This is a genomic window from Amycolatopsis sp. FBCC-B4732, from assembly GCF_023008405.1.
Classification (GTDB): domain Bacteria; phylum Actinomycetota; class Actinomycetes; order Mycobacteriales; family Pseudonocardiaceae; genus Amycolatopsis; species Amycolatopsis pretoriensis_A.
Genome location: NZ_CP095376.1, coordinates 8,874,285 through 8,895,426 on the forward strand (window position 1 = coordinate 8,874,285; position 21,142 = coordinate 8,895,426).

Here is a 21,142-nt window from a genome sequence, read left to right on the forward strand (position 1 = left end):
CATGTCTCCTGTCTCCGACGACGTACGCCCCGCGGTCCGGGTCCGCGGGGCGGGTCTGGCGTTCGGCCCCCGGACCCTCTGGTCGGGCCTGGACCTGGTCGTCGAGCCGGGCGAGTTCCTCGCCGTCCTCGGCCCGAACGGGTCCGGCAAGAGCAGCCTGCTGAAGGCGCTGCTCGGCATGCAGGACCTCTCGGCGGGCACGGTCGAGATCGCCGGCGGCCGCCCGGGCGGCGCGAACCGCAAGATCGGCTACATCCCGCAGCAGCGCGCGATCGACGAGTCGCTGACGCTGCGCGGCGTCGACCTGGTCGGGCTGGGCCTCGACGGCCACCGCTGGGGCCCCGGCCTGTTCGGCATGGCGGCCCGGCGCCGCCTCGTCGCCGAAGCGATCGACGCGGTGGGCGCGACCCGGTACGCGAAGCAGCCGGTCGGGCGCCTGTCCGGCGGTGAGCAGCAGCGGCTGCGGGTGGCGCAGGCCCTGGTCGGCGACCCCGAGGTGCTGCTCTGCGACGAGCCGCTGCTGTCGCTCGACCTGGCGCACCAGCGCGCGATCAGCGAGCTGATCGACCGCCGCCGGCGCACGGCCGACACCGCGGTGCTGTTCGTCACGCACGAGATCAACCCGGTGCTGCCGTTCGTCGACCGCGTGCTGTACCTGGTCAACGGCTCGTTCCGGATCGGCAAGCCGGACGAGGTCATGACCACGGCCACCCTGTCCGAGCTGTACGGGACCCGCGTCGAGGTGCTGAAGGTGGGCGGGCAGATCCACATCGCGGGCGCGCAGAGCGCGTTGTGCGAGGAGGAGCCGCACCACCACGAACACGACGTCGAAGAGCAAGTGGGCTGAGTCTTGGATCTGTTCGACTTCGGCAAGACCTGGGAGCTGATCACCGAGCTGTCCGGGGTGCAGACCGCACTGGTGGCGGCGGTGATCCTCGGCCTGGTGGCCGGCGTGATGGGCCCCCTGATCGTGATGCGGCGCATGTCGTTCGCGGTGCACGGCACGTCCGAGCTGGCCTTCACCGGCGGCGCGGCGGCCCTGCTGCTCGGCATCGGCGTCGAGTACGGGGCGCTGATCGGCGCGGTGGCGGCGGCCCTGCTGCTGGGCATCCTGGGCGCGCGCGACGCGGACCGCGACTCGGTGATCGGCGTGATCCTGTCGTTCGGCCTCGGCATGGGCGTGCTGTTCCTGTCGTTCTACAAAGGACGGTCCGGGAACAAGTTCGGCATCTTGACCGGGCAGATCATCACGATCGATTCGACGAACCTGACGTTGTTCGTGGTGTCTTCGGTGGTCGTGCTCGCCGTGCTGGCGTTGGTGTACCGGCCGTTGCTGTTCGCTTCGGTGGACCGGAACGTGGCGGTGGCGCGCGGGGTGCCGGTGAAGACGCTGACCGTGGTGTTCGCCCTGCTGGTGGGCGTTTCGACGGCGCTGAGCGTGAAGGTCGTCGGATCGCTGCTGGTGGTCGCGTTGATGGTGACCCCGGCCGCGGCGGCCGCGCGCGTGACGGCGTCGCCGTGGAAGGCCACGGTGCTTTCGGTGGTGTTCGCGGAGGTGGCGGCGATCGGCGGAATCGTGCTGTCCCTGGCCCCGGGCCTGCCGGTGAGCGCGTTCGTGACGGCGATTTCGTTCCTGATCTACGTGGTGTGCCGGGTCATCGCCTGGCAGCGCGACCGCCGGACGAGGGTCCGGGCGGTCGACCCGGCCCCGGACCTCGTCGCGGCTGCCTGAGCTACTGCACCTGGAGCGTGTCGCTGATCGCGATGCTGTCCGAGTTCGGGTACCGATGGCCTGGTAGGCGGCCCGGACCCGGGTCCGGACGCACGGATTTGCAGAAGGTGCAGACACCGGACTTGTAGAAGCCGATGTTGACCTCGCCCGGCACCCAGGTGATGTCGCCGGCGTTTCCGAGTGCGACGGTGAAGTACACCTCGCGCGACACCCGCACCCGCGAACAGGCCGGTGAGCGAAAGAACGACCGCGGTGGCGAACCGTTTCAGGCGGATCGCCGCGGTCACCCGGTCAGCCGAGCATGAGCAGGACCTGCAGCTCCCCGACCACGAACCCGATCACCCCGCCGACGGCGATGAGCTTCCACTCGTCCTGCCGGAACGCGGGCCGCAGCAACCCCTCGAACTCCAGCGGCGTCAACGCCAGCATCCGCTGCTCGATCACCTTCGCGACGTCCATCGCCTCGGTCAGGTAGCCCTCGGCGTACCGGGCCGTGTCGGGCAGCTGCTCCAGCGCCTTCACCGTCGCCGCGTGCTTCATGTCCTTCAGGCGCGTGCCGCCCAGCGTCCGGGACAGGGGCATCTGCTTGTCGACCGCCTCCGACACCAGGTGCTCCACCAACGCCGCCAGGCGGTCGGCGCGCGGGCCACGCAGGACCGCGTCCAGCAGGTTCTGGACCGTCAGGACCTCGGTCGCGATCAGCTCGCCGTACTGGCGCGCCACCTCCGCGCGCCGGCGCTGGAACTTGCCCTGGAAGATCACCCGGCCGACGCGGACCGGCTCGCGGGGGACGAAGATCAGCTTGATCGCCAGCCAGTCGGTGAACAGCCCGATCGCGCCGCCGAAGACCGGCAGCACCCACGGCTCGCGCGTCAGCGCCCACACGATCGTCTGGACCAGGCCCAGCCCGAAGCCGAAGTAGATCCCCATCCGCGCGATGAACGCCATCTCCGGGCGGGACGTCTCGCGGATCAGCCGGACCAGCAGCGCCTTGTCGCGCGTCAGCCGCTGGACCGTCATGTGCTGGACGTCGAGCACCTCGTCGAGGTTCTCGCGGACGTCGTCGAGGAACTCCCGCACCATCCTCGGCGCCGACATCTGGACCTGCTTGATCAGCATTTCCTGGGCGAGCGTCGGCAGGACCTCCCACAGCCGCGGGTGGTGTTCGGCGAGCACCTCGCGCGCGATGTGGTCGACCGCGCGCAGCAGCGGTTGCTCCAGCTCGGTCGTGATGATCACCGGGTCGATCCGGTCGAGCACCTCGCGCAGGTCGAGGAGGTTCTCGGTCAGCAGCTCGGTAGCGACCGCCGCCATCCGGCCGCCGTGCTTCGGGACGACGCCCTGCCAGCCGAGCAGCGGCGGGATCCCGACGAAGTCGAGGGGCCGGAACATCATCTCGATGGCGACGCGCTTGGTGACGTACCCGATCAGCGCCGCGATGAACGGCATCGCCGCGTAGACCGGCCAGTGCGCGGCGAGGTCGTTCAGGACAGCGTCCAATCCGACCTCCTCATGCCGAGAGCGAAACCGTACCGGCTACCCGAGCAGCGCGAGCACCTGCAGCTCGCCGACGAGCCCGCCGATCACCGCGCCGACGGCGATCAGCTTCCACTCGTCCTGCCGGAACGCCGGCCGCAGCAGCTGCTCGAACTCCAGCGCGCTCAGCTTCTTCATCCGGTCGACGATCGTGTTCCGCACGTCGAGCGCGTTGATCGCGTAGTTCTCGGCGTACCGGATCGTCTCCGGGACGCGCTCCGCGGCCTTCGCCGCCGCCGTCTGCTTCATCTCCTGGAACTTCTTCGTCCCGACGGCGATGGCCACGAACGGCTTGACGACGCTGGCCTGCGCGTCGATCGTCTTCTGCACCTCGCGCGTGATCATCGCGAACAGCTTGTCGGACTTCGGCCCGCGCAGCACGGCTTCCAGCAGGTGGGGAATGGTGATGATCTCGCGCGCGATCATGTCGCCGTAGTCGGCGGCGACCTGGTCGCGGCGCTTCTGGAAGATGCCCTGCCAGGTGTAGAGGCCGAGGAACCGGCGCGGCTCGCGCGGCAGGAAGATCATCTTCAGGGCGAGCCAGTCGGTGAGCCAGCCGATGCCGAGGCCGAACAGCGGGAGCACGATCGGCGACTTCGTCAGCGCCCACACCACCAGCTGCACGCAGCCGAGGATGAACCCGAACCAGATCCCCGAGCGCGCGATGAACCGCATCTCCGGCCGCGAGATGTCGCGGATCAGCCGGTTCAGCAGCGCCTTGTCGCGGACGAGGTTCGTCACGACCATGTGCTTGAGGTCGAGGACGTCCTCGATGTTGTCGGCGATCTCCCGCATGATCTTCGTGATCGCCTTCGGCGCCTCGGCCTGGACGCGCTTGAGCAGCAGCTGCTGCGCGCCGTTCGGCAGGACCTCCCACAGCCGGGGCTGGTAGGTCTCCATCACGTCCCGGGTGACGTCCTCGACGACCCGCAGCAGCGGCTGCTCGATCTCCTTCGCCACCTGCGCCGGGTCCAGCCGGGCGAAGATCTCCTTGGGGTCGACGAGGTTCGTCGTCAGCATCTCGGTGGCGGTGGCCGCCATCCGCTCGGCGTTGGCCGGCAGCACGCCCTGCCAGCCGAAGGGTTTGACGCCGACGAACTCGAGGGGCCGGAACATCATCTCGATGGCGACGCGCTTGGTGACGTAGCCGATCAGCGCCGCGATGAACGGCATGGTGACGTACACCTGCCAGTGCGTGCCGAAGTCCACCCGCGCACGCTATCGGCCCGTGATCAGTGCAGCAGGAGCAGCACCTGGAGTTCACCCACCAGCCCACCGATGACCGCGCCGACGGCGATGAGCTTCCATTCGTCCTGCTTGAAGGCCGGCCGCAGGATCCCTTCGAACTCGATCGGCGTCAGCTGCCGCATCTTTTCGACGATCGTGTTCCGGACGTCGAGGGCGTCGGTGGCGTAGCTCTCGACGTGCTTCACCGTTTCGGGGAGGTAGGCGATGACCTTCGCCGCCGCCGCGCGCTTCATCTCCTGGTACTGCCGGCCGCCGATGGTGAGCGCGACCAGCGGCTTGGCGACGCTGGCCTGCCGGTCGACCGTGCGCTGGACCTCGCGCGTGATCATCACGAACAGCTTGTCGGCGCGCGGCCCGGTGAGCACGGCCTCCAGCACGTTCCGCACGGTGAGCACCTCGTCGGCGATCAGCGCGCCGTAGTCGGCGGCGACCTCCTGGCGCCGCTTCTGGAACATGCCCTGCCAGCGGAAGAAGCCGAAGCCGCGCGGCTCACGCGGGTAGAAGATCATCTTGAGGGCGAGCCAGTCCGTGACGAAGCCCGTGACGAAACCGAAGATCGGCATGATCAGCGGCTCCTTCGTCAGCGCCCACGCGACGAACTGGACGAGCCCGATCACGAAGCCGAACCCGATCCCGGACCGCGCGATGAACTTGAACTCGGGCGCGGCGACCTCGCGGATCAGTCGGCAGGTCAGCGACTTGTCGCGGACCATCGCGCTGATCAGCATGTCGTCGACGTCGAGGACGTCGTCGATGTTGGCCGAGACGTCCCGCACGAGCCGTTTGACGACGGCCGGCGCCTGCGCCTGGACCTGCTCGACGAGCAGCCGCTGCGCCCGCGTCGGCAGTAGTTCCCAGAGACGTGGCTGGTAGGTCTCCATGACTTCGCGGGTGACTTCTTCGACGGCCTTGAGCAGCGGCGGTTCGAGCTCTTTGACCATTTCTTCCGGATCGAGCCTGCTGAAGATCTCCTGCGGGTCGACGAGGTTGCGGGTCAGCAGGTCGACGGCGGTGGTGGCCATCCGCCGCGCGTTCGCCGGGATGACGCCCTGCCAGCCGAAGGGTTTGACGCCGACGAACTCCAGAGGCCGGAACATCATCTCGATGGCCACCCGCTTGGTCAGGTAGCCGATCAAGGCGGCGATGAGCGGCATGGTGGCGTAGACGTGCCAGTGCGCGCCGATGTCGGCGAGTATGTCCACAATGGCCTCCTCGCCGTTAACCGCTGGTCAACAAGCTCAGGATGCCAGGTGTCACCGGGGGTTCCAATATCCGTGATGCATCCGTTTGGCGGTACGTGCGGACGGTCCCCGCCTCACTAAGGTGTGCCGATGGTCGCGCCTGAGAAGCCCCAGTCCGCCCCGAAGACCACCCAGTTCGCGGTCGGTGTCCGCGGCTACAACCAGCGCCAGGTCGACGAGCGTCTCGCCGAGCTGACCAAGGAGATGCGCGAGACGTCGCGCAGCCGCGACGAAGCCGTCGCGACGTCCTCGGACCTCACGAAAGCCCTCTCGTACGCGCAGAAGGAGCTGGCCGAGACGAAGGCCGCCCTCGCCCGGATGAGCTCGAGCCCGTCCGGCGCCGGCGCGATGGCCGAGCGCGTCCGCATGATGATGCAGCTCGCGGAGGAGGAGATCGCGGACCTGCGCGCGGCGGCGGAGGCGGACGCGGCATCGACCCGCGACCAGGCGGACAAGTACGCGCACGAGACCCGCCGCACGGCCGACAAGCTGGCGAAGGACGCGGAGGAGGACCGCGCCCGGATGCTGTCGGAGGCGAAGGGCGAGATCGAGAAGCTGAACGCGGCGGCGGGTGCGAAGCGAGTCGAGCAGGCCGCGGCGGCGGAGCGAGCCCGCAAGGAAGCGGACGCGAAGGCCGAAGCCGCGGCGGCGGCCGCGCGGCAGGAGGCCGACCGGGTGGCTTCGGAGGAGCTGGCGCGGAAGAAGAAGGCCTTCGATGACGAGGTCTCGCGGAAGAAGCAGGAGACGGAGTCGGCGTTGACTGCGGCCCGGGCCCAGCAGGCGGAGGCGGACCAGAACCGGAAGCTGGCGTTGGACCTGCGGCAGAAGGTCGCGGAGCGCATCGCGGCTACGGATGTGGCGGTCCAGGAAGCGATGCGGTTGCTGGCGCCGGTGGAGGAGACTCCGTCTGGCGGGGACCGCAAGCCGACCCCGGCTCCTGCTGCGGCTCCTGCTCCTGCTGCGGCTCCGAAGGCTTCCGCCCCGGCCCCGGCCCCGGCCCCGGCTCCGGCGGCGAAGGGCTGAGCTGCGCGCGCGACCCACGAAACTTCGCGACCCGGCCCGGCGTCTCGTCGAGACGCCGGGCCCACCGCTTTTCACGCAGGCTGCTCGCTGCGGCGTGAATCCCCCGGTCGAGCAGGTCGTGATGAGCGGCGACCGCAAGTCCCCTCCGCCGGAAAGCTGAGTGGCATGTTCACGGCCTGGCCCATCGGCTTCGCGCGGGCGGTCCGTCACGGGATGAATCCCCGGTCGGGTGTGCTCCGGCCAATGGCTCGGCCCACGCCGTGGGGCGCATCACCCGGGTGGGGAGGTGGCCGAAGCTCGGGGGTGACTGGCAATCTGCACAGCAGTTGCTTGATCGCCCACGAGACGGGACCTGCGCATGATCCTCGAGACCGAGCGGGCCGCAGTCTGCGCATACGCCCGCCGGATGGTCGGTGACGGCCTCGTGGTCGGTACCTCCGGGAACGTCTCCGTGCGGGCCGGTGACCTCGTCGCCGTCACGCCGACCGGGGTTCCCTACGCGAGCATGACCCCGGGCGACGTCGCCGTCGTCGATCTCGGGGGGCAGGTGGTCGACGGGTCGCTCAAGCCGACCAGTGAACTCCCGATGCACCTGTCCGTCTACTGGGACGTGCGCGATCCCGACGGTGAGCCCGTGACCGCCGTCGTGCACACGCACTCGCCGCACGCCACCGCCGCCTCCACGCTCGTGCGGGAGCTGCCGCCGGTCCACTACATCGTCGCCACCATCGGGCCCTCGGTGCGCGTCGCGCGCTACGCCACCTACGGCACGCCCGAGCTGGCCAGCGCCGTGCTCGAAGCCCTCGACGGGCGGCGCGGGTGCCTCATGGCCAACCACGGCACCCTCACCTACGGCGACGGCCTCGAAGCCGCCTACCACCGGGCGCAGCAGCTCGAGTGGGCGTGCCGCGTGTGGCTGCTCGCGCAGAGCGCCGGCCGGCCGAGCCTGCTCCCGCCGCCCGAGGTGGCGAAGGTGGTCGACCGGCTGCGCGGCTACGGACAGGGCTGACTACGAAGCCAGCGCGTCCACGGCGTGCACCGCGTCCAGCAGCTCGACCACCGTCGGGTCGTCGACCGCCTCCTTGATGCACTGCCACAGCTGGAGGTTCGCCGTCGCCCAGCGCGAATACGTCGCGGCCGCCTCCGGGTTGTAGAAGTAGTAACCCTCGTCGTGGACGTCGCACTGCTCGCCGACGATCTTGTTCGCCAGCTCGCGCAGGCTCAGCCCGTTTTCGCGCAGGTACCGGTGGGCCAGCACCACCGGCGTCACCGGCAGCGCCTTGAACAACGTGTCCGCGTCGCTCAACGCCTGCGCCTCCAGCGAAATGTCGCGGCCGCGCGTGGCCATTTCCGCTTCGTCGACGATCTCGTCGATCCACCGCGAAACGTGCGGCGGCACCCCGCATTCGGCGAGGATTTCCAGGCGCAGGTTCCGGCCCGCGGACGCGGGCGAGTTCCGGAGCACCAGGTAGTTGACGTCGTGCACCAGCGCGGCGACTTCGACCACCGCGGGGTCGGCCCCGTTGTGGCGGGCGAAGCCGCCTGCCTTCGCGCGGACGAAACTGACGTGGTGCCAGCCGTGGAACTGCAGCCGCTCGGCGTACTGGCGGCAAAGCTGGTGGACCCTTCTTTCGACAGCACTGACGACGGCGTCGACGATCACGTGGTCGATCGTGCTTTCCTGCGTGCGCATACACCTCTCCCATCCCGGCCGTGGTGTTCAGACGGGTGGAGTAATGGTAAGCGCCGCTGACGCCGGTGTGTAGCTAGATGCGGTCCGCCAATTCCCCCAATCGGCTCTCGACCGGAACGTGACGATGGCCGATTCCGCGGGCCGGGTCGAAAGAAAGACTAAAACTGCTCACGGGGCGTGATTTGACGAGGAAAGTCATCGTCCCGGCGGCCGCTTCGGGGATCCGGTGGAATTCGTCGGCCAGCATGGTGGCGCAGGAGCCGGCCTGGCACAACGTCCGGCGGCGCAGCCGCGCGGCCGCGATCAGCCCGGTGTCGTGGTCGATCGTCGTTTCGTACCGTTCGTGAAGGTAGTCACCACGGAGAATGGTGGTGCAGAAGTGGTACCTGTGGTTGTGCACCGAATCCGCGTAGCCCTCCCGCCAGTCCTCCTGCGCCTTGTATTCGTGCAGCCAGAAGGAAAACGGGTCGGACGGCGAATCCAGCAGGCACCAGGCGAAGTGCGTGGTCGTTTCTCTGGACGAGCGCAGCACCTTCGCGGCCTGCGCGCCGGACAGCGTGCGCAGCTGGGTCCGCAGCTCTTCGCGCAGGCCGGTCTGCGTGGCCCACGGCCGGAACCAGCCGTCGACCGCGCGCCAGTCCACGGCGAGCGGGAACCCGGCCGTGCGCAGGCGCGTGGCCAGTTCGGTGAGGGGGGACAGGCGGGTGAGCAAGGTCAGCTCCCTAGCTCGGCGACTTCGGAGAACTCCGCGCGGAAGGCGTGGAACTTGGCCTCCAGCTCGCGGAACTGCTCCTCGGACAACGGGGATCCGGTGATCTTTTCGAACAGCGCCAGGAAATCCGTCCGCGTCGTCGCGGACGTGATGCGGAAGTGGCGGCCGGTCCGGGACTGCGAGACGCGCACGAATTCGGCGCGCTCCATGTTGTAGAGGAAGGAACCCTCGGTGAACCGCAGTGACCGCGGGTACAGCTTGGTGGCGCCGCGGACGTCGCTGTAGAGCGACACCCACACGCTGTCGTCGAACAGCTCGAGCCGGTCCAGCGGCGGGTCGGCGACCACGGTGATGTCGACCGACGCGCAGCGGCTGCGCGCCAGGAAGAGGCCGACGAGCCCGATCCGGATCTCTTCGTCGAGCCGGGTCTGGATCTGTTCGTAGTCGACGTCGCCCGCTTCGCGGCGCAACAGGTAGCGGGCACGCCCGCTGATCGAGGTGGCGTCGCGCGGATCGGCGATGACGGCGCGCAGTTCGCGTTCGGTGCGGGAAAGCAAGAGGCGGGCGGCGGCGTGCCGCCCGGAGAAGCCGCGGAAGAAGTACTGCCGGGTGTGGTCGAGGTCGGCCATCAGCCCGCGGTTGAACGCGGGGTCGGGGTCGGTGGTCGCCTCGAACACGTCGGTGGGGAAGAACTCCTTGTTCAGGGCGCGGTATTCGGCACTGAGGTCTTCCAGCGCGCGCCTGCTCTCTTCGATCACCGGGGTCACCAGCGCTTTCTGCGAAGCGCTGGCGGTGATCAGCGTGGTGCCGAACCCCACGATCGCGGAGATCAGGGTGCCGGTGCCCAGCGACGTCACCAGGTTCTTCCCGGTGCCGGGGTCCATCAGGCCGGCGAGCCACAGGCTGAGGCCGGCGACGACGACGAGCACTGTGAGGAGCAAGCTCGTCCTGGTCCAGAAGATCTCCTGCAGTGGGGTACGGCGGCGGGATCCGCCATCCGCGGCCACTTGCTTCACCTCCCTCGAACCACCCGAACGGACGTATGCAAATCGTGTCTGTTCGAGTGCGCGGAGTCACTTTACGCGCCTGACGGGAGGTGCGAAATAAGAAGTTCGGGGGACAGTGCGAGCCGCCGGACGTCACTCTGGGCAATAATTAACCAGATCTCCTGGTTTCCCGAAAACGCCGGGAAGCCAGGGTCAGAGCGTGGCCGGTAGGCCGTTTTCGTACCAGCCGGGGCCGGGGCGGGCGGTCATCAGGAAATCCACGACGACCGGTGCGGGCGCCGGGTGGATCTCCGGGAGATCGCGTTCGCCGCGCGCGGTGTCGACCGGCCAGGCCAGTTTCTCCTCGTCGAGCGAAAACTCCCCGCGCGCGCCCGTGCGGTTGCCGCGGGCGTCGAGACGCGACCACTTGCCGTGCAGGTACACGGCATTCAGCCCGTGCAGCGCGGAGAGCTCCTGGTAGCAGAACCCGGCCGGAATCCCTTGTGCCCGCAGCAAAGCGGCGAGCAGGTGCGCCTTCGCGTGGCAAATCCCGACGCGCTCGCGGAGCACGTCGGAAGCGCGCCAGGTGACGCGCGGGTCCGCGGCGTCGATGACGTGTTCGACGTCGTCCCGCACGAACCGGAAGGTGGCTTCGACGGAACCTTCTCCGGTGGCGCGCAAAGCGTCGGCCCGCGCCCGGATCAGCGGGTGCCGGTGATCGACGACGGCGTCGGCGACGAGGTAGTCGCTGAGCCGATCGGAGGTGGGTGAGGGACCGGGACTCATCCGGCCATCCTGACAGGTGCGGCCATTCGGGCGAGACGTGTTTTCCGTGGCGGACACGCTCCGCACCTGCCGATTACGGAACGTAGAAGTCGGGCGGGAACCCGGTCCAGCACAGTTCGGCGGGCAGGTGGCTCTGGTCGTTGTAGGTCAGCAGCGCGGCGGGGCGGGCGGGCGAGTACCGGATGACGGTGAGGGCGGCGTTGGCGTGGTTGAGCGCGAGCCACCGCCAGGGTGGCGCGTCTTGGGAGGCGCGGACGAGCCAGCCGACGAGGAAGTTGTGCGTGACGAGGACTTCGTACCTCGGTTCGGTCCCGGGCACGGGGCCGGTGAACCTGCGCTCGGCTTCGGCGGCGAGGTCTTCGTCGGCCGGGGGGAGGCTGCGGGCGAAGGCGAGGAGGACGCCGGCCGCGGTTTCGGGGAGTTCCTCGCGCTGGGGTACGTAGGGGACGAAGTCGCCGGCGGCTTCGTTCTCGTTGAGGGGGACGCCGGGGAGCTGGGCGGCGATCAGGTCGGCGGTTTGCGCGGCGCGCGGGAGGGGGCCGTGGTGGATCGCGGTGACCGGGACGTCTCGCAGCCGCCGCCCGAGGAGGACTGCTTGGCGCCGTCCGGCTTCGGTGAGTTCGCCGCTTGGGGTCGCTTCGCCGTGCCGGGTGAGGAACAGGTACCGCGTGGTCAACACGGCCTCAGGCTTTCACGTCCCGATCCTGGGGCCGGGGCGGGTAACGCGTCGCCGCGGCGCGCGACTCCTTGGTGCGCAACCTGCCGTGAGGTGGTGGTCGGAATGCCCGGAGCGGGGCACATCGAGGTGGCGGGTTGGTGTTCCACGTTGATTCGCCGTTCACAGTCGACCTCGACGGGCGGCGGTCGACCCTGCCCGAACGGTCCGAGGGCAGGTACGGGAACGACGACCGTTCGGCTTTGCTGACAGCGCCGGGCGGTCTCCGCTTCCTCCAAGACGGCCTCGAAGAGGACCTCTCCGGGCTGATCACCGAAATCGCGGGGCCGGAGTTCACGGTGTCCGGCATCCGCTTCCGCGCGGCGGGCAGCTTCGAGATCGTGGTCGGCGTCGTGGCGGCTCACGAGGTGCGCAAGAACGCGGTGGAGGTCGTGGGGACCCTGGAGAAGGTCATGGCCATCGGGCGCCGGCTGGTGCGCGGGGTGCTCGACAGCCGGGGTCTGCCATTCGGCCGCGTGGAGACCAGAATGCGGCTCCTCGTCGCCCTGGTCGCTTCGAACTTCTCGGCCGTGGTGGTGGTACTCATCGTCCTGCTGCTGCGCTGATGCCGCGCCTCAGCCCACGGGGATGAGGGTGCCTTCGGGGCCGTGGGTGGGGACGAACTGGGCCTTCAGCCTGATCGGGGCCGGGTGCGGGACCAGGACCATCGAGGCGAACGGGGTGATCGTGTGCTCGTGGCCGCTGTTCGTGTGGAGGTGGGCGCTCACGTGGACGTTGCGATCGGCGGGGATTTCGAACGTCACTGAGCCCCAGGAGACGATGTACTGGCGGCCGTCGATGCTGGCTATCGGGGCGTACGCGCGGACCGTGTGGCCCAGGTGGGGTATCTCCAGGGTGAGGAGGCGGCGGGGGCCGGTGTGGTTGTCGACGTACGGGATCACGCCGGGCACCCTGGCCAGGTCGACGGGGTCGGTCATGGGGTGGATTGTCCCATCGGCGGACGGGAAGCCAGGGACGGTCGCTAGAACTGGTAGTACAAGAACGGGCTGAACGTCCCCGTCGCGATCAGGATGGCCGCGTACAGAAGGCCCACCGTCATCACGCCGATGCGCAACGCCGTCGCCGGGCGGCTGCGGGACGACTCCAGCAGGGGGCCGGTCACCGGGTGGGCCGGCAGGAGGAAGACCGCCAGTGCCGCCAGCAGCAGGACCAGGCGCTGGTTCGTGAACGCCTGCTCCACGCCCGCTCCGATGCCCTCGAAGTCGGGGAGGAGCATGTGGCCGATCATCGACAACGCGTGGCCCAGGTCCGGTGAGCGGAAGAAGACCCAGCCGAACACCACCAGCAGCATCGTCAGGGCTCGGCGCAGGTAGCGCTTCCACGGGACCGCCGGGTCCAGGTCCAGGCCGAAGCGGCGCTCGATCACCAGCAGGGCTCCGTGGTAGCAGCCCCACACCAGGAACGTCCATTGGGCGCCGTGCCAGAAACCCGTCAGGACGAACACTATGCAGAGGTTGCGGTACGTCTGGGCCGCTCCGTTCCGGTTGCCGCCCAGGGGGATGTACACGTAGTCGCGGAACCAGCGGCTCAGGCTCATGTGCCAGCGGCGCCAGAACTCCGTGATCGTCACCGACGAGTACGGCCGCGCGAAGTTCTCCGGCAACCGGAATCCCAGCATGCGGCCGAGGCCGATCGCCATGTCCGAATAACCCGAGAAGTCGAAGAACAGCTGGAGGGTGTAGCCGATCGCGCCCAGCCACGCCGTCGCGAACGTCATCTGGTCCGGGGGGACCTTGAAGCACGCTTCCACCAACGGGCTGAGCGAGTCCGCGATGATCGTCTTCTTGCACAGGCCCAGTGCGAAGCGCGGGAAGCCCGCCGCGATGTCGTCGAGGCGGTGGGACCGCGGCTGGGGGAGCTGGTCGGCGATCTCCCGGTACCGGACGATCGGGCCGGCCACCAGCTGCGGGAACATCGCGATGTACGCGGCGAACGACACCGGGTTGCGCAGGGCCGGGCGCTCGCCGCGGTAGATGTCGACCACGTACGAGATGTGGTGGAACGTGTAGAACGAGATGCCGATCGGGACGACCAGGCTCGCGACCGGCACGCTGCCGCCGAACCAGTGCGCCACCGCCGCGATCTGCTGGGTCGCGAAACCCGCGTACTTCCAGACCAGCAGGACCGCGACGTCCAGCGACACCACCGCGATGAGGATGCGGCGCCGCCGGACGCCCTGGACGTCCCACGGGCTCGGGGCCAGCAGCGGGCCGGCCATGAAGTTCACGACCATGCAGCCCAGCAGCAGGAACACGAAGCCGCCGGCGCCGATCGTGTAGAACAGCAGGCTGCCGACCGCGATGATGCCGTTGCGCCAGCTCCGCGGGCACACCAGCACGGCGATGAGCACCGCCGGCAGGAAGTACCACAAGAAAAGTGGCGATACGAACGACATCGGGTCCCCTCGGTTTTATCCGACGGTGACCTTAACCCGACCGGGTGGTGGGGTCAGACCCGACCGGCGAGACGACGCCGTCGCGCCACCTCGGCGAGCAGCACGCCGGCCGCCACCGAAGCGTTCAGGGACTCCACGCCCGCCGCCATCGGGATCGACACCGTCGCGTCGCACGTCTCGCGGACCAGGCGGGACAGGCCCCGGCCCTCCGAGCCGAGCACGATGACCAGCGGGTCCGCCGCCAGCTCGAGCTCGTCGATGTCGACCGAGCCGTCCGCGTCCAGGCCGACCAGCATCAGGCCCTCGTTCGCCCACGACTTGAGCTGGCGCGTCAGGTTCGTCGCCACCGCGATCGGAAGCTTCGCCGCCGTGCCCGCGCTCGTGCGCCACGCCACCGCCGTCATGCCCGCGCTGCGCCGCTCCGGCAGCAGCACGCCGTGGGCACCGAACGCGGCCGCCGAGCGGATCACCGCGCCCAGGTTCCGCGGGTCGGTGACGCCGTCGAGCGCGACGAACAGGGGCACCTCGCCCGAGTTGCGGGCCACCGCCATCAGGTCGTCCGGGTGGGCGTACTCGAACGGCGGGACCTGCAGGCCCAGGCCCTGGTGCACGGCCCGGTTCGTCTTGCGGTCCAGCTCCTCGCGCGGGATCTCCAGGATCGAGATGCCCTTGTCGCCGGCCAGCCGGACGGCGTCGTTCACGCGGTCGTCGATCTCGATGTTCAGCGCGACGTACAGCGCGGTCGCGGGGACACCCGCGCGCAGCGCCTCGACCACCGGGTTGCGCCCGGCGATCAGCTCCGGCTTGTCGGCCTTCTTCTGCCGGGCCTGGTCGCGCTTGGTCGCCGCGTTGGCCTGGCGGTACGCCTTGTGCCCGGGGCGGTCTTCCGCCTTCGGGGTCGGCCCCTTGCCTTCGAGGGCCTTGCGGCGCTGACCGCCCGAGCCGACGACGGCACCCTTCTTGGTGCCCGTCTTGCGGATCGCGCCCTGGCGCCGCGAATTGCCTGCCATGGTGAAAGTTTCCTTGCGTTGCTCAGTCGGACTTGACTGTCCACTGCGGACCGTTGGGGGTGTCCTCCACCACGATGCCCGCCTGCTGGAGGCGGTCACGGGCGGCGTCCGCGCGGGCGAAGTCCTTCTCGGCCCTGGCCTGCTGGCGCTCGGCCAGCAGCCCTTCGACGAGGGAGCCCAGCGCCTCCTTGGTGGGCGTGTCGGAACCGCCCGCCTCGGACCAGCGCGCGGACAGCGGGTCGAGGCCGAGCACGTCGGTCATCGCGCGGACGGCCGCGGCGAGTTCGAGTGCCTTCGGTGTGTCGCCCGCGTCGAGAGCGGCGTTACCGTCCCGCACCGTGGTGTGCACCACGGCGAACGCCTGCGGGGTGGCGAGGTCGTCGTCGAGCGCGTTCGCGAACTCCGCGGGCAGCGTGCCGGTGGTGACCTCGCCGGACCCGGCCGCGCGGCGCAGGAACGTCTCGATCCGCCGGTAGCCCTGCGCGGCCTCGGAGACCGCGGCGTCGGAGTACTCGATGTTGGACCGGTAGTGCGGCTGCACCAGGTAGTAGCGCAGCTCGACCGCCCGGTAGCGCTCCAGCATCGCCGGGATCGTCACGGTGTTGCCCAGCGACTTCGACATCTTCTCGCCGGACATGGTCACCCACGCGTTGTGCAGCCAGTAGCGGGCGAACGGGTCGCCGACGGCGTTCGACTGGGCGCGCTCGTTTTCGTGGTGCGGGAAGATCAGGTCGATCCCGCCGCCGTGGATGTCGAACTCTGCGCCGAGGTACGCCGTGGCCATGGCCGAGCACTCGAGGTGCCAGCCCGGCCGGCCTTCGCCCCACGGCGTCGGCCACGACGGCTCACCCGGCTTGGCGCTCTTCCACAGTGTGAAGTCGCGCGGGTCCTGCTTGCCGCGGGTCGGCGTCTCGCCCTGCTGGACGTCGTCGAGGCCCTGGCGCGACAGCTCGCCGTAGTGGTCGAACGACTTCACCGAGAAGTAGACGTCGCCCTCGGTCGCGTACGCGTGCCCCTGGTCGATCAGGCGCTGCATCAGCTCGACCATCTGGGTGACGTGCCCGGTCGCGCGCGGGTTGATCGACGGCGGCAGGCAGCCGAGCTGGTCGTAGGCCTGCTCGAAGGCGCGCTCGTGCGTCGCCGCCCACTCCCACCACGGCCGGCCGGCGTCGGCGGCCTTGGTGAGGATCTTGTCGTCGATGTCGGTGACGTTGCGGACCAGCAGCACGTCCAGTCCACTGTGGACGAGCCAGCGGCGCAGGACGTCGTAGTTCAGCGCGCCGCGGACGTGCCCGATGTGCGGCATGCCCTGCACGGTGGCACCACACACGTAGATCGACGCCGTTCCGCTACGGACGGGGTGGAACTCCCGCACGCTCCGGGTCGCTGTGTCGAAAAGGTGTAGGGCCACCCTGAAAGGGTACGGGGTCGGGCGTGAGGGACCTCTCTGCCCCTCAGGCGACGCCGTGCGCGCGCAGCGCCGTGAGCAGGGCGTCCGGCCGTTCGGCCGTCGGCAGCGGGTCGACCAGCGCGAACTCGCAGCCGAGCGCGCGGGCGCCGCCGTCGGCCTCTTCGCTGTCGCCGACCATCAGGGTTTCGGTGGCCGGGACGCCGAGACCCTCGACGGCCTTGCGGAAGATCTCCAGCTCCGGCTTGACCGTTCCGACCTCGAAGGACAGCACGAATTCGTCGACGTAAGCGTCCCACCCGCGGGCGGTGAACGCGGGCCGGATGTCGAAGGCGATGTTGCTCAGCACCCCCACCTTGAGCCCCCGCTCGGACGCCGCTTTCAGCACGGCCTCGGTGTCCGGGTACGGCGTCCACTGGCTGGGATCGATGAGCCGCTCGTACAGCGCGACGGCCTCCTCGCGCCGCGGGACGCCCGACTTCTTGAGCACCTCGAGGTAGACCTTCCGGTGCAGCCCGGGGTCGCGGTCGCGGTGCTGCCAGGCGTGCAGGTGCTCGGCGTCGAGCTCGACGACCTCGCCGACCGGGGCGGTCATCCGGCGCATCAGCTCGGTCTGGGCTTCGAGGTCGAGCGGCGAGCCGGTGTGGCCGGTGATGTCGGCGAGCCAGGACTCGTCCTGTTCCAGCCGGAAAAGCGTGCCGGAGTAGTCGAACAAAACCGCCCTGATCGTCATGGTTTCCAGCCTAACGGGAGGGTCAGGCCGAATGCCCTGTGATGTGTTCGGGCACGACGCGGACCAGCACGCGCACGACCTCCGGCGGCTCGGGCGGGAAGACGTCGCCGGTGTACTTGCGGGCCAGCTCGTCGTTCAGCTCGGGCCCGCCCTCGGCGGTGACCTCGGCGCGGCCGCGGATCTCGACGTAGCTCTCGGGGTCGGCCAGGTCGAAGACGGAGAGCGACACCCGCGGGTCGCGGCGGATGTTGCGTTCCTTCCGCCGGCCCTGGACGGTCACGAAGAGCACGGTGTCGCCGTCCCGCTTGGCCCAGACGACGGAGCTCTGCGGCGAGCCGTCGGCGTTGGTGGTGGCGACGACCGGGTAGTTCCGGCCGTCGAGCAGGGCCTTGGTGGCCTCGTTGAATGTCACACCCATGGTCCGGACCCTATTTCACGTTGCCCGCGATGCGGTCGACTTTCAGCCGCACGACGACGCGTTCGACCTCGGGGCCCTCGGGCGGCGGGTCCTGGGCGAGGTACTTGTGGCTCAGCGTCTTGGGGAGCGCCTTGCCGGGGTCGGGGGTGAGTTCGGCGGTGCCGCGCAGCTGGGTGTGCCGGTACGGGTTTCCGGCGTCGGTGATCGAGACGCCGAGGCGGGGGTCGCGCCGCAGGTTGCGGACCTTGCGCCGGTCCTCGGTCGCGCTGAAGACGAGGTCGCCGTCGTCGAGCCCGACCCAGACGACGGAGGTCTGCGGGCTGCCGTCGGGATCGAGGGTGGCGACGGTGGCGAAGTTCTTGCCATCGATCAGCGCGCGGACGGCGGCCGGGAGGGTGAGGGACATATCACGCCGAACCGGCGCGGGCGGGGGCCTATTCCGGCGCTGGTTCTCGCTGGTTCCTGGTGGGGCGGGCTCGGCCGAGGTCGCGAATGACTCATTCGGGACCCCGGAGGCCGGGAATGAGTCATTCGCGACGGGCGAGGCGGGCCGGGTCGGAACCGAAGGCCGGAGCGGCGGTGCCGGATGCGGCGTGCCGGGTGGGGCGGCGCCGCGGTGCCGGGTGCGGCGGGGCGGGGACGGACTGCGCGAGTGCGCGCCAGCCGGCGCCGGGCGGCGATGGCTGGCCGCGCGGAGCCGAGGGCAGCGGGGCAGGTCGGCGATGGCTGGCCGCGCGGAGCCGAGGGCAGCGGGGCAGGTCGGAGCTGGCCGGCCGCGCGGAGCCGAGGGCGCGCTGGGCCGGGGCCAGGAGGAGTCGGGCCGGCAGAGCCGAGCGTGGGCGGAATCGGTGCGGAGCGGGGCGCTACAGCTAGTCCGCCGCCAGCAGCAGCGCCGTTGCGAAGGCTGCGATGCCCTCGCCGCGGCCCGTCAGGCCCAAGCCGTCCGATGTCGTGCCCGAGACGCTCACCGGGCCGCCCACCGCCTCCGACAGGACCTTCTGCGCTTCCTCGCGTCGCTTGCCCACCCGAGGGGCGTTGCCGACGATCTGGACCGTCGCGTTGGCGACGCGCCAGCCCGCGGCCTCGAGCAGGCCCCTGACCTCGGTGAGCATGTCCGCGCCGTGGGCGCCGTCCATGCGGGGGTCGCCCGTGCCGAAGACCGCGCCCAGGTCGCCGAGGCCCGCTGCGGACAGCAGGGCGTCGCAGAGCGCGTGGGAGGCGACGTCGCCGTCCGAGTGGCCGGCGCAGCCGTCGGCCTCCGGCCAGAGCAGCCCGGCCATCCAGCACTCGCGGCCCGGTTCGATCGGGTGGACGTCGACCCCGTTGCCGATCCTCACAGCGTCTCCTCGTTCTTCGGTGCCGCCGCGATCGCCTCGGCCAGGGAAAGTTCGAAATCGGTCGTGACGCGCATCGCGTCCGGGTGGCCCGGCACGGTCGCCGCGCCCGGGGGGACCGCCGTCGTGAAGCCGGCCGCGAGGAACGCGTCGAGCGTGAAGCCGATCGGCGTCTGGGCCGTGCGCAGGCGGGAACGGTCCTCCGTGCCGACGATCAGCGATGCGTCGTCGGTCACCTTCACCGTGTCGGCCATCGGCAGCACCGGGACGACCACTTCGGCGTCACCGACGGCGTTGATCACGTCACGCACGGTTTGCGCAGGAATGAAGGCACGCAGAGCGTCATGGAGGAGTACAACTGAGTCACGGGGAACTTCGGGCTCGACGACGGCGAAGGCCTGCCGGAGCGAGCCGGGGACGACCCGGCACGAAAGCCCTTCGAGGGCTTCGGAATACGACTTCGCACACCGCTGGGGGGCCGCCACGAGCACCGTAGAAATCTCCGGTACGTCGAGCAGCCCCCGCACGGTGTGCGTGAGTAGCGCCTCACCATGGACCGGCGTGAGAGCGAGCTCCCAGTCGGAGGCATGGTGTGCGACGGTCACGATCACGACGACGTTCATCGGTTCGCGATCGTAGAGGCAGCCACCAGCGGACTGCCTTGGGCTCAGACCGTCGCGGTTTCCAGAACTTCGTCGAGGAGGACCTCAGCCTTGTCCTCGTCGGTGCCCTCCGCGAGCGCGAGCTCGCTGACCAGAATTTGCCGCGCCTTCGCCAGCATGCGCTTCTCGCCGGCTGAAAGTCCGCGGTCCTTCTCTCGCCGCCAGAGGTCGCGCACCACTTCGGCCACCTTGTTCACATCGCCGGAGGCGAGCTTCTCGAGGTTGGCCTTGTACCGACGAGACCAGTTGGTTGGCTCTTCGGTGTGCGGAGCACGCAGAACGTCGAAGACCTTGTCCAGTCCTTCTTGCCCGACGACATCGCGTACGCCTACGATCTCGGCGTTGTCAGCGGGCACGCGAACCGTGAGATCCCCTTGCGCGACCTTGAGGACGAGGTACTTCTTTTCCTCGCCCTTGATCACGCGGGTCTCGATGGCTTCGATGAGTGCGGCACCGTGGTGCGGGTAGACGACGGTCTCTCCGACCTTGAAAACCATGTGTCCTCTGCCCCTTTCGCTGACTCCATCCTAGCACGGGCCGCCAGTGCCCACCTAGCGGGCCGGACTCGTCCTCGCAGGTCAGCGGCCTGAGCGGGGGTTGACAAACGTCGGACCCCCGTGCTCACGCAGGTAGCGGGGAAGCGTTTCGGGGGGCATCGCGAAATCCATTTTGGACGGTTGATCTTGGGCGCAACGCGGACCGGTTCGGTGCCGGAGATCGACCCCGGCTAGTCTTCGCGGGGACGAGGCCGTGAAAAGGGAAGGACTGCGACGTGAGGCTGCAGAATCGTCGCGTGCTCGGCGCGGGCGTGCTGGCGCTCGGTGCCGCGCTCGTGCTCGCCGGGTGCGGGGCCGGCCAGATCACCCAGACCGACACGCAGCAGCCCGCCGTCAACGGCACGCACGCCCAGGTCAAGACCCTTGTCCTGCGCGACGCCGCGGTCCAGTACCCGAAGTCCGGTCCCGGTTACCCGGTGGGCGCGACCCCGGCGCTGACGCTGACGATCGTGAACCAGGGCACCCAGGACGACTCGCTCGTCTCGGTCACGACCGAAGACGGCACCCAGGCCACCATCGGCGGCGCCAAGGACGTCGTCGCGGCGCACTCGCTCGTCATCGGCCCGGACGACGCCGTCGAATCGACCGACGAGGTGCAGACCTCGGCCCCGGCCGCGCCGTCCTCGTCGGGAGCGCCCTCTTCGTCGACGTCGACCGCGACCGGCAGCAGCTCGGCGACCGCGAGCCCGGGCAACCTGACCGCGACCGCCACCTCCGAGGTCCCGTCGTCCGGCCCGGCCGCGACGCCGACCGCGCCGGAGAAGGTCGGCCAGGCCACCGTCACCCTGCCCGCGCTGAAGCAGCCGCTGTGGCCGGGTCAGGTCCTCAAAGTGACCTTCGTCTTCAAGAACGCCGGGCCGGTCACCGTCGAGCTGCCCGTGGCGGCCCCGGCGCACGCCAAGGAGTAGGTCCCCGGTTTTGTCGGTGGTCGC

25 protein-coding genes are annotated in these 21,142 nt (G+C 69.7%); 6 read left to right on the forward strand and 19 right to left on the reverse strand.

The window, feature by feature from the left end:
• The first annotated feature begins 1 nt into the window (after nt 1).
• A complete protein-coding gene (locus MUY14_RS40165) occupies nt 2-847 on the forward strand; it encodes a metal ABC transporter ATP-binding protein (protein WP_247017523.1) in 846 nt (281 codons plus the stop codon).
• 3 nt (nt 848-850) lie between these two features.
• Nucleotides 851-1,732, forward strand: coding sequence for a metal ABC transporter permease (locus MUY14_RS40170; RefSeq protein ID WP_247017525.1), 882 nt, complete (start codon nt 851-853; stop codon nt 1,730-1,732).
• Between the two features lies 1 nt (nt 1,733).
• Here MUY14_RS40170 and MUY14_RS40175 read toward each other — a convergent pair whose 3' ends face one another.
• The 4 genes from MUY14_RS40175 to MUY14_RS40190 all read right to left on the reverse strand — a co-directional run bounded on the left by MUY14_RS40175 (nt 1,734) and on the right by MUY14_RS40190 (nt 5,670).
• The gene (locus tag MUY14_RS40175; RefSeq protein WP_247017527.1) at nt 1,734-1,931 is read right to left on the reverse strand and encodes a hypothetical protein; all 198 of its coding nucleotides are present in this window, start codon (nt 1,929-1,931) and stop codon (nt 1,734-1,736) included.
• Between the two features lie 92 nt (nt 1,932-2,023).
• Complete coding sequence (locus MUY14_RS40180) at nt 2,024-3,232, reverse strand: DUF445 domain-containing protein (RefSeq protein WP_247017529.1); 1,209 nt, start codon at nt 3,230-3,232, stop codon at nt 2,024-2,026.
• A gap of 36 nt (nt 3,233-3,268) precedes the next feature.
• Nucleotides 3,269-4,441, reverse strand: a complete 1,173-nt coding sequence (locus MUY14_RS40185) for a DUF445 domain-containing protein (RefSeq protein WP_247025479.1) — start codon at nt 4,439-4,441, stop codon at nt 3,269-3,271.
• 59 nt (nt 4,442-4,500) lie between these two features.
• Nucleotides 4,501-5,670 carry a DUF445 domain-containing protein gene (locus tag MUY14_RS40190; RefSeq protein ID WP_247025480.1) on the reverse strand — a complete coding sequence of 390 codons (1,170 nt, stop codon included), beginning with the start codon at nt 5,668-5,670 and terminating at the stop codon, nt 4,501-4,503.
• 177 nt (nt 5,671-5,847) lie between these two features.
• Here MUY14_RS40190 and MUY14_RS40195 point away from each other — a divergent pair, with 177 nt between their 5' ends.
• Nucleotides 5,848-6,780, forward strand: a complete 933-nt coding sequence (locus MUY14_RS40195; protein ID WP_247017531.1) for a hypothetical protein — start codon at nt 5,848-5,850, stop codon at nt 6,778-6,780.
• Between the two features lie 358 nt (nt 6,781-7,138).
• Nucleotides 7,139-7,789 (forward strand): class II aldolase/adducin family protein, encoded by a 651-nt coding sequence (locus MUY14_RS40200; RefSeq protein WP_247017533.1) that lies wholly within the window; start codon nt 7,139-7,141, stop codon nt 7,787-7,789.
• Here MUY14_RS40200 and MUY14_RS40205 read toward each other — a convergent pair whose 3' ends face one another.
• From MUY14_RS40205 to MUY14_RS40225, 5 genes are all read right to left on the reverse strand, one after another.
• Nucleotides 7,790-8,473 carry an HD family phosphohydrolase gene (locus MUY14_RS40205; RefSeq protein WP_247017535.1) on the reverse strand — a complete coding sequence of 228 codons (684 nt, stop codon included), beginning with the start codon at nt 8,471-8,473 and terminating at the stop codon, nt 7,790-7,792.
• A gap of 73 nt (nt 8,474-8,546) precedes the next feature.
• Nucleotides 8,547-9,185: a hypothetical protein gene (locus MUY14_RS40210; protein ID WP_247017537.1), complete on the reverse strand. Its 639-nt coding sequence runs from the start codon at nt 9,183-9,185 to the stop codon at nt 8,547-8,549.
• Nucleotides 9,186-9,187: 2 nt separating this feature from the next.
• Nucleotides 9,188-10,126, reverse strand: a complete 939-nt coding sequence (locus tag MUY14_RS40215) for a hypothetical protein (RefSeq protein ID WP_247017539.1) — start codon at nt 10,124-10,126, stop codon at nt 9,188-9,190.
• 258 nt (nt 10,127-10,384) lie between these two features.
• Nucleotides 10,385-10,957 (reverse strand): transglutaminase domain-containing protein, encoded by a 573-nt coding sequence (locus tag MUY14_RS40220; RefSeq protein ID WP_247017541.1) that lies wholly within the window; start codon nt 10,955-10,957, stop codon nt 10,385-10,387.
• Nucleotides 10,958-11,030: 73 nt separating this feature from the next.
• Entirely contained in the window at nt 11,031-11,636 is a 606-nt protein-coding gene (locus MUY14_RS40225) for a histidine phosphatase family protein (protein WP_247017543.1), read from the reverse strand.
• Between the two features lie 134 nt (nt 11,637-11,770).
• Between MUY14_RS40225 and MUY14_RS40230 the strand changes: the two genes are divergently transcribed.
• Nucleotides 11,771-12,238 carry a hypothetical protein gene (locus MUY14_RS40230; protein ID WP_247017545.1) on the forward strand — a complete coding sequence of 156 codons (468 nt, stop codon included), beginning with the start codon at nt 11,771-11,773 and terminating at the stop codon, nt 12,236-12,238.
• A 9-nt stretch (nt 12,239-12,247) separates the two neighbouring features.
• On the opposite strand, the gene MUY14_RS40235 is transcribed toward MUY14_RS40230, so the two are convergent.
• From MUY14_RS40235 to MUY14_RS40280, 10 genes are all read right to left on the reverse strand, one after another.
• On the reverse strand, nt 12,248-12,610 hold the full coding sequence (locus tag MUY14_RS40235; protein ID WP_247017547.1) for a hypothetical protein: 363 nt from the start codon (nt 12,608-12,610) through the stop codon (nt 12,248-12,250).
• A 44-nt stretch (nt 12,611-12,654) separates the two neighbouring features.
• The gene (locus MUY14_RS40240; protein ID WP_247017549.1) at nt 12,655-14,088 is read right to left on the reverse strand and encodes an MBOAT family protein; all 1,434 of its coding nucleotides are present in this window, start codon (nt 14,086-14,088) and stop codon (nt 12,655-12,657) included.
• Nucleotides 14,089-14,141: 53 nt separating this feature from the next.
• Entirely contained in the window at nt 14,142-15,098 is a 957-nt protein-coding gene (rlmB, locus tag MUY14_RS40245) for a 23S rRNA (guanosine(2251)-2'-O)-methyltransferase RlmB (protein WP_247017551.1), read from the reverse strand.
• Nucleotides 15,099-15,120: 22 nt separating this feature from the next.
• The gene (cysS, locus tag MUY14_RS40250) at nt 15,121-16,509 is read right to left on the reverse strand and encodes a cysteine--tRNA ligase (RefSeq protein ID WP_247017553.1); all 1,389 of its coding nucleotides are present in this window, start codon (nt 16,507-16,509) and stop codon (nt 15,121-15,123) included.
• 43 nt (nt 16,510-16,552) lie between these two features.
• Nucleotides 16,553-17,239: an HAD family hydrolase gene (locus MUY14_RS40255; RefSeq protein ID WP_247017555.1), complete on the reverse strand. Its 687-nt coding sequence runs from the start codon at nt 17,237-17,239 to the stop codon at nt 16,553-16,555.
• Between the two features lie 22 nt (nt 17,240-17,261).
• Complete coding sequence (locus MUY14_RS40260; RefSeq protein ID WP_247017557.1) at nt 17,262-17,657, reverse strand: PPOX class F420-dependent oxidoreductase; 396 nt, start codon at nt 17,655-17,657, stop codon at nt 17,262-17,264.
• Between the two features lie 10 nt (nt 17,658-17,667).
• Complete coding sequence (locus tag MUY14_RS40265) at nt 17,668-18,063, reverse strand: PPOX class F420-dependent oxidoreductase (protein WP_247017559.1); 396 nt, start codon at nt 18,061-18,063, stop codon at nt 17,668-17,670.
• 463 nt (nt 18,064-18,526) lie between these two features.
• The gene (gene ispF / locus MUY14_RS40270; RefSeq protein ID WP_247017561.1) at nt 18,527-18,994 is read right to left on the reverse strand and encodes a 2-C-methyl-D-erythritol 2,4-cyclodiphosphate synthase; all 468 of its coding nucleotides are present in this window, start codon (nt 18,992-18,994) and stop codon (nt 18,527-18,529) included.
• Entirely contained in the window at nt 18,991-19,614 is a 624-nt protein-coding gene (locus MUY14_RS40275) for a 2-C-methyl-D-erythritol 4-phosphate cytidylyltransferase (protein ID WP_247017563.1), read from the reverse strand. Before MUY14_RS40275 ends, ispF begins: the two co-directional genes overlap by 4 nt.
• 44 nt (nt 19,615-19,658) lie before the next feature.
• Entirely contained in the window at nt 19,659-20,150 is a 492-nt protein-coding gene (locus MUY14_RS40280; protein WP_004559016.1) for a CarD family transcriptional regulator, read from the reverse strand.
• A 275-nt stretch (nt 20,151-20,425) separates the two neighbouring features.
• Between MUY14_RS40280 and MUY14_RS40285 the strand changes: the two genes are divergently transcribed.
• Complete coding sequence (locus MUY14_RS40285) at nt 20,426-21,118, forward strand: hypothetical protein (protein WP_247017565.1); 693 nt, start codon at nt 20,426-20,428, stop codon at nt 21,116-21,118.
• Nucleotides 21,119-21,142 lie beyond the last annotated feature (24 nt).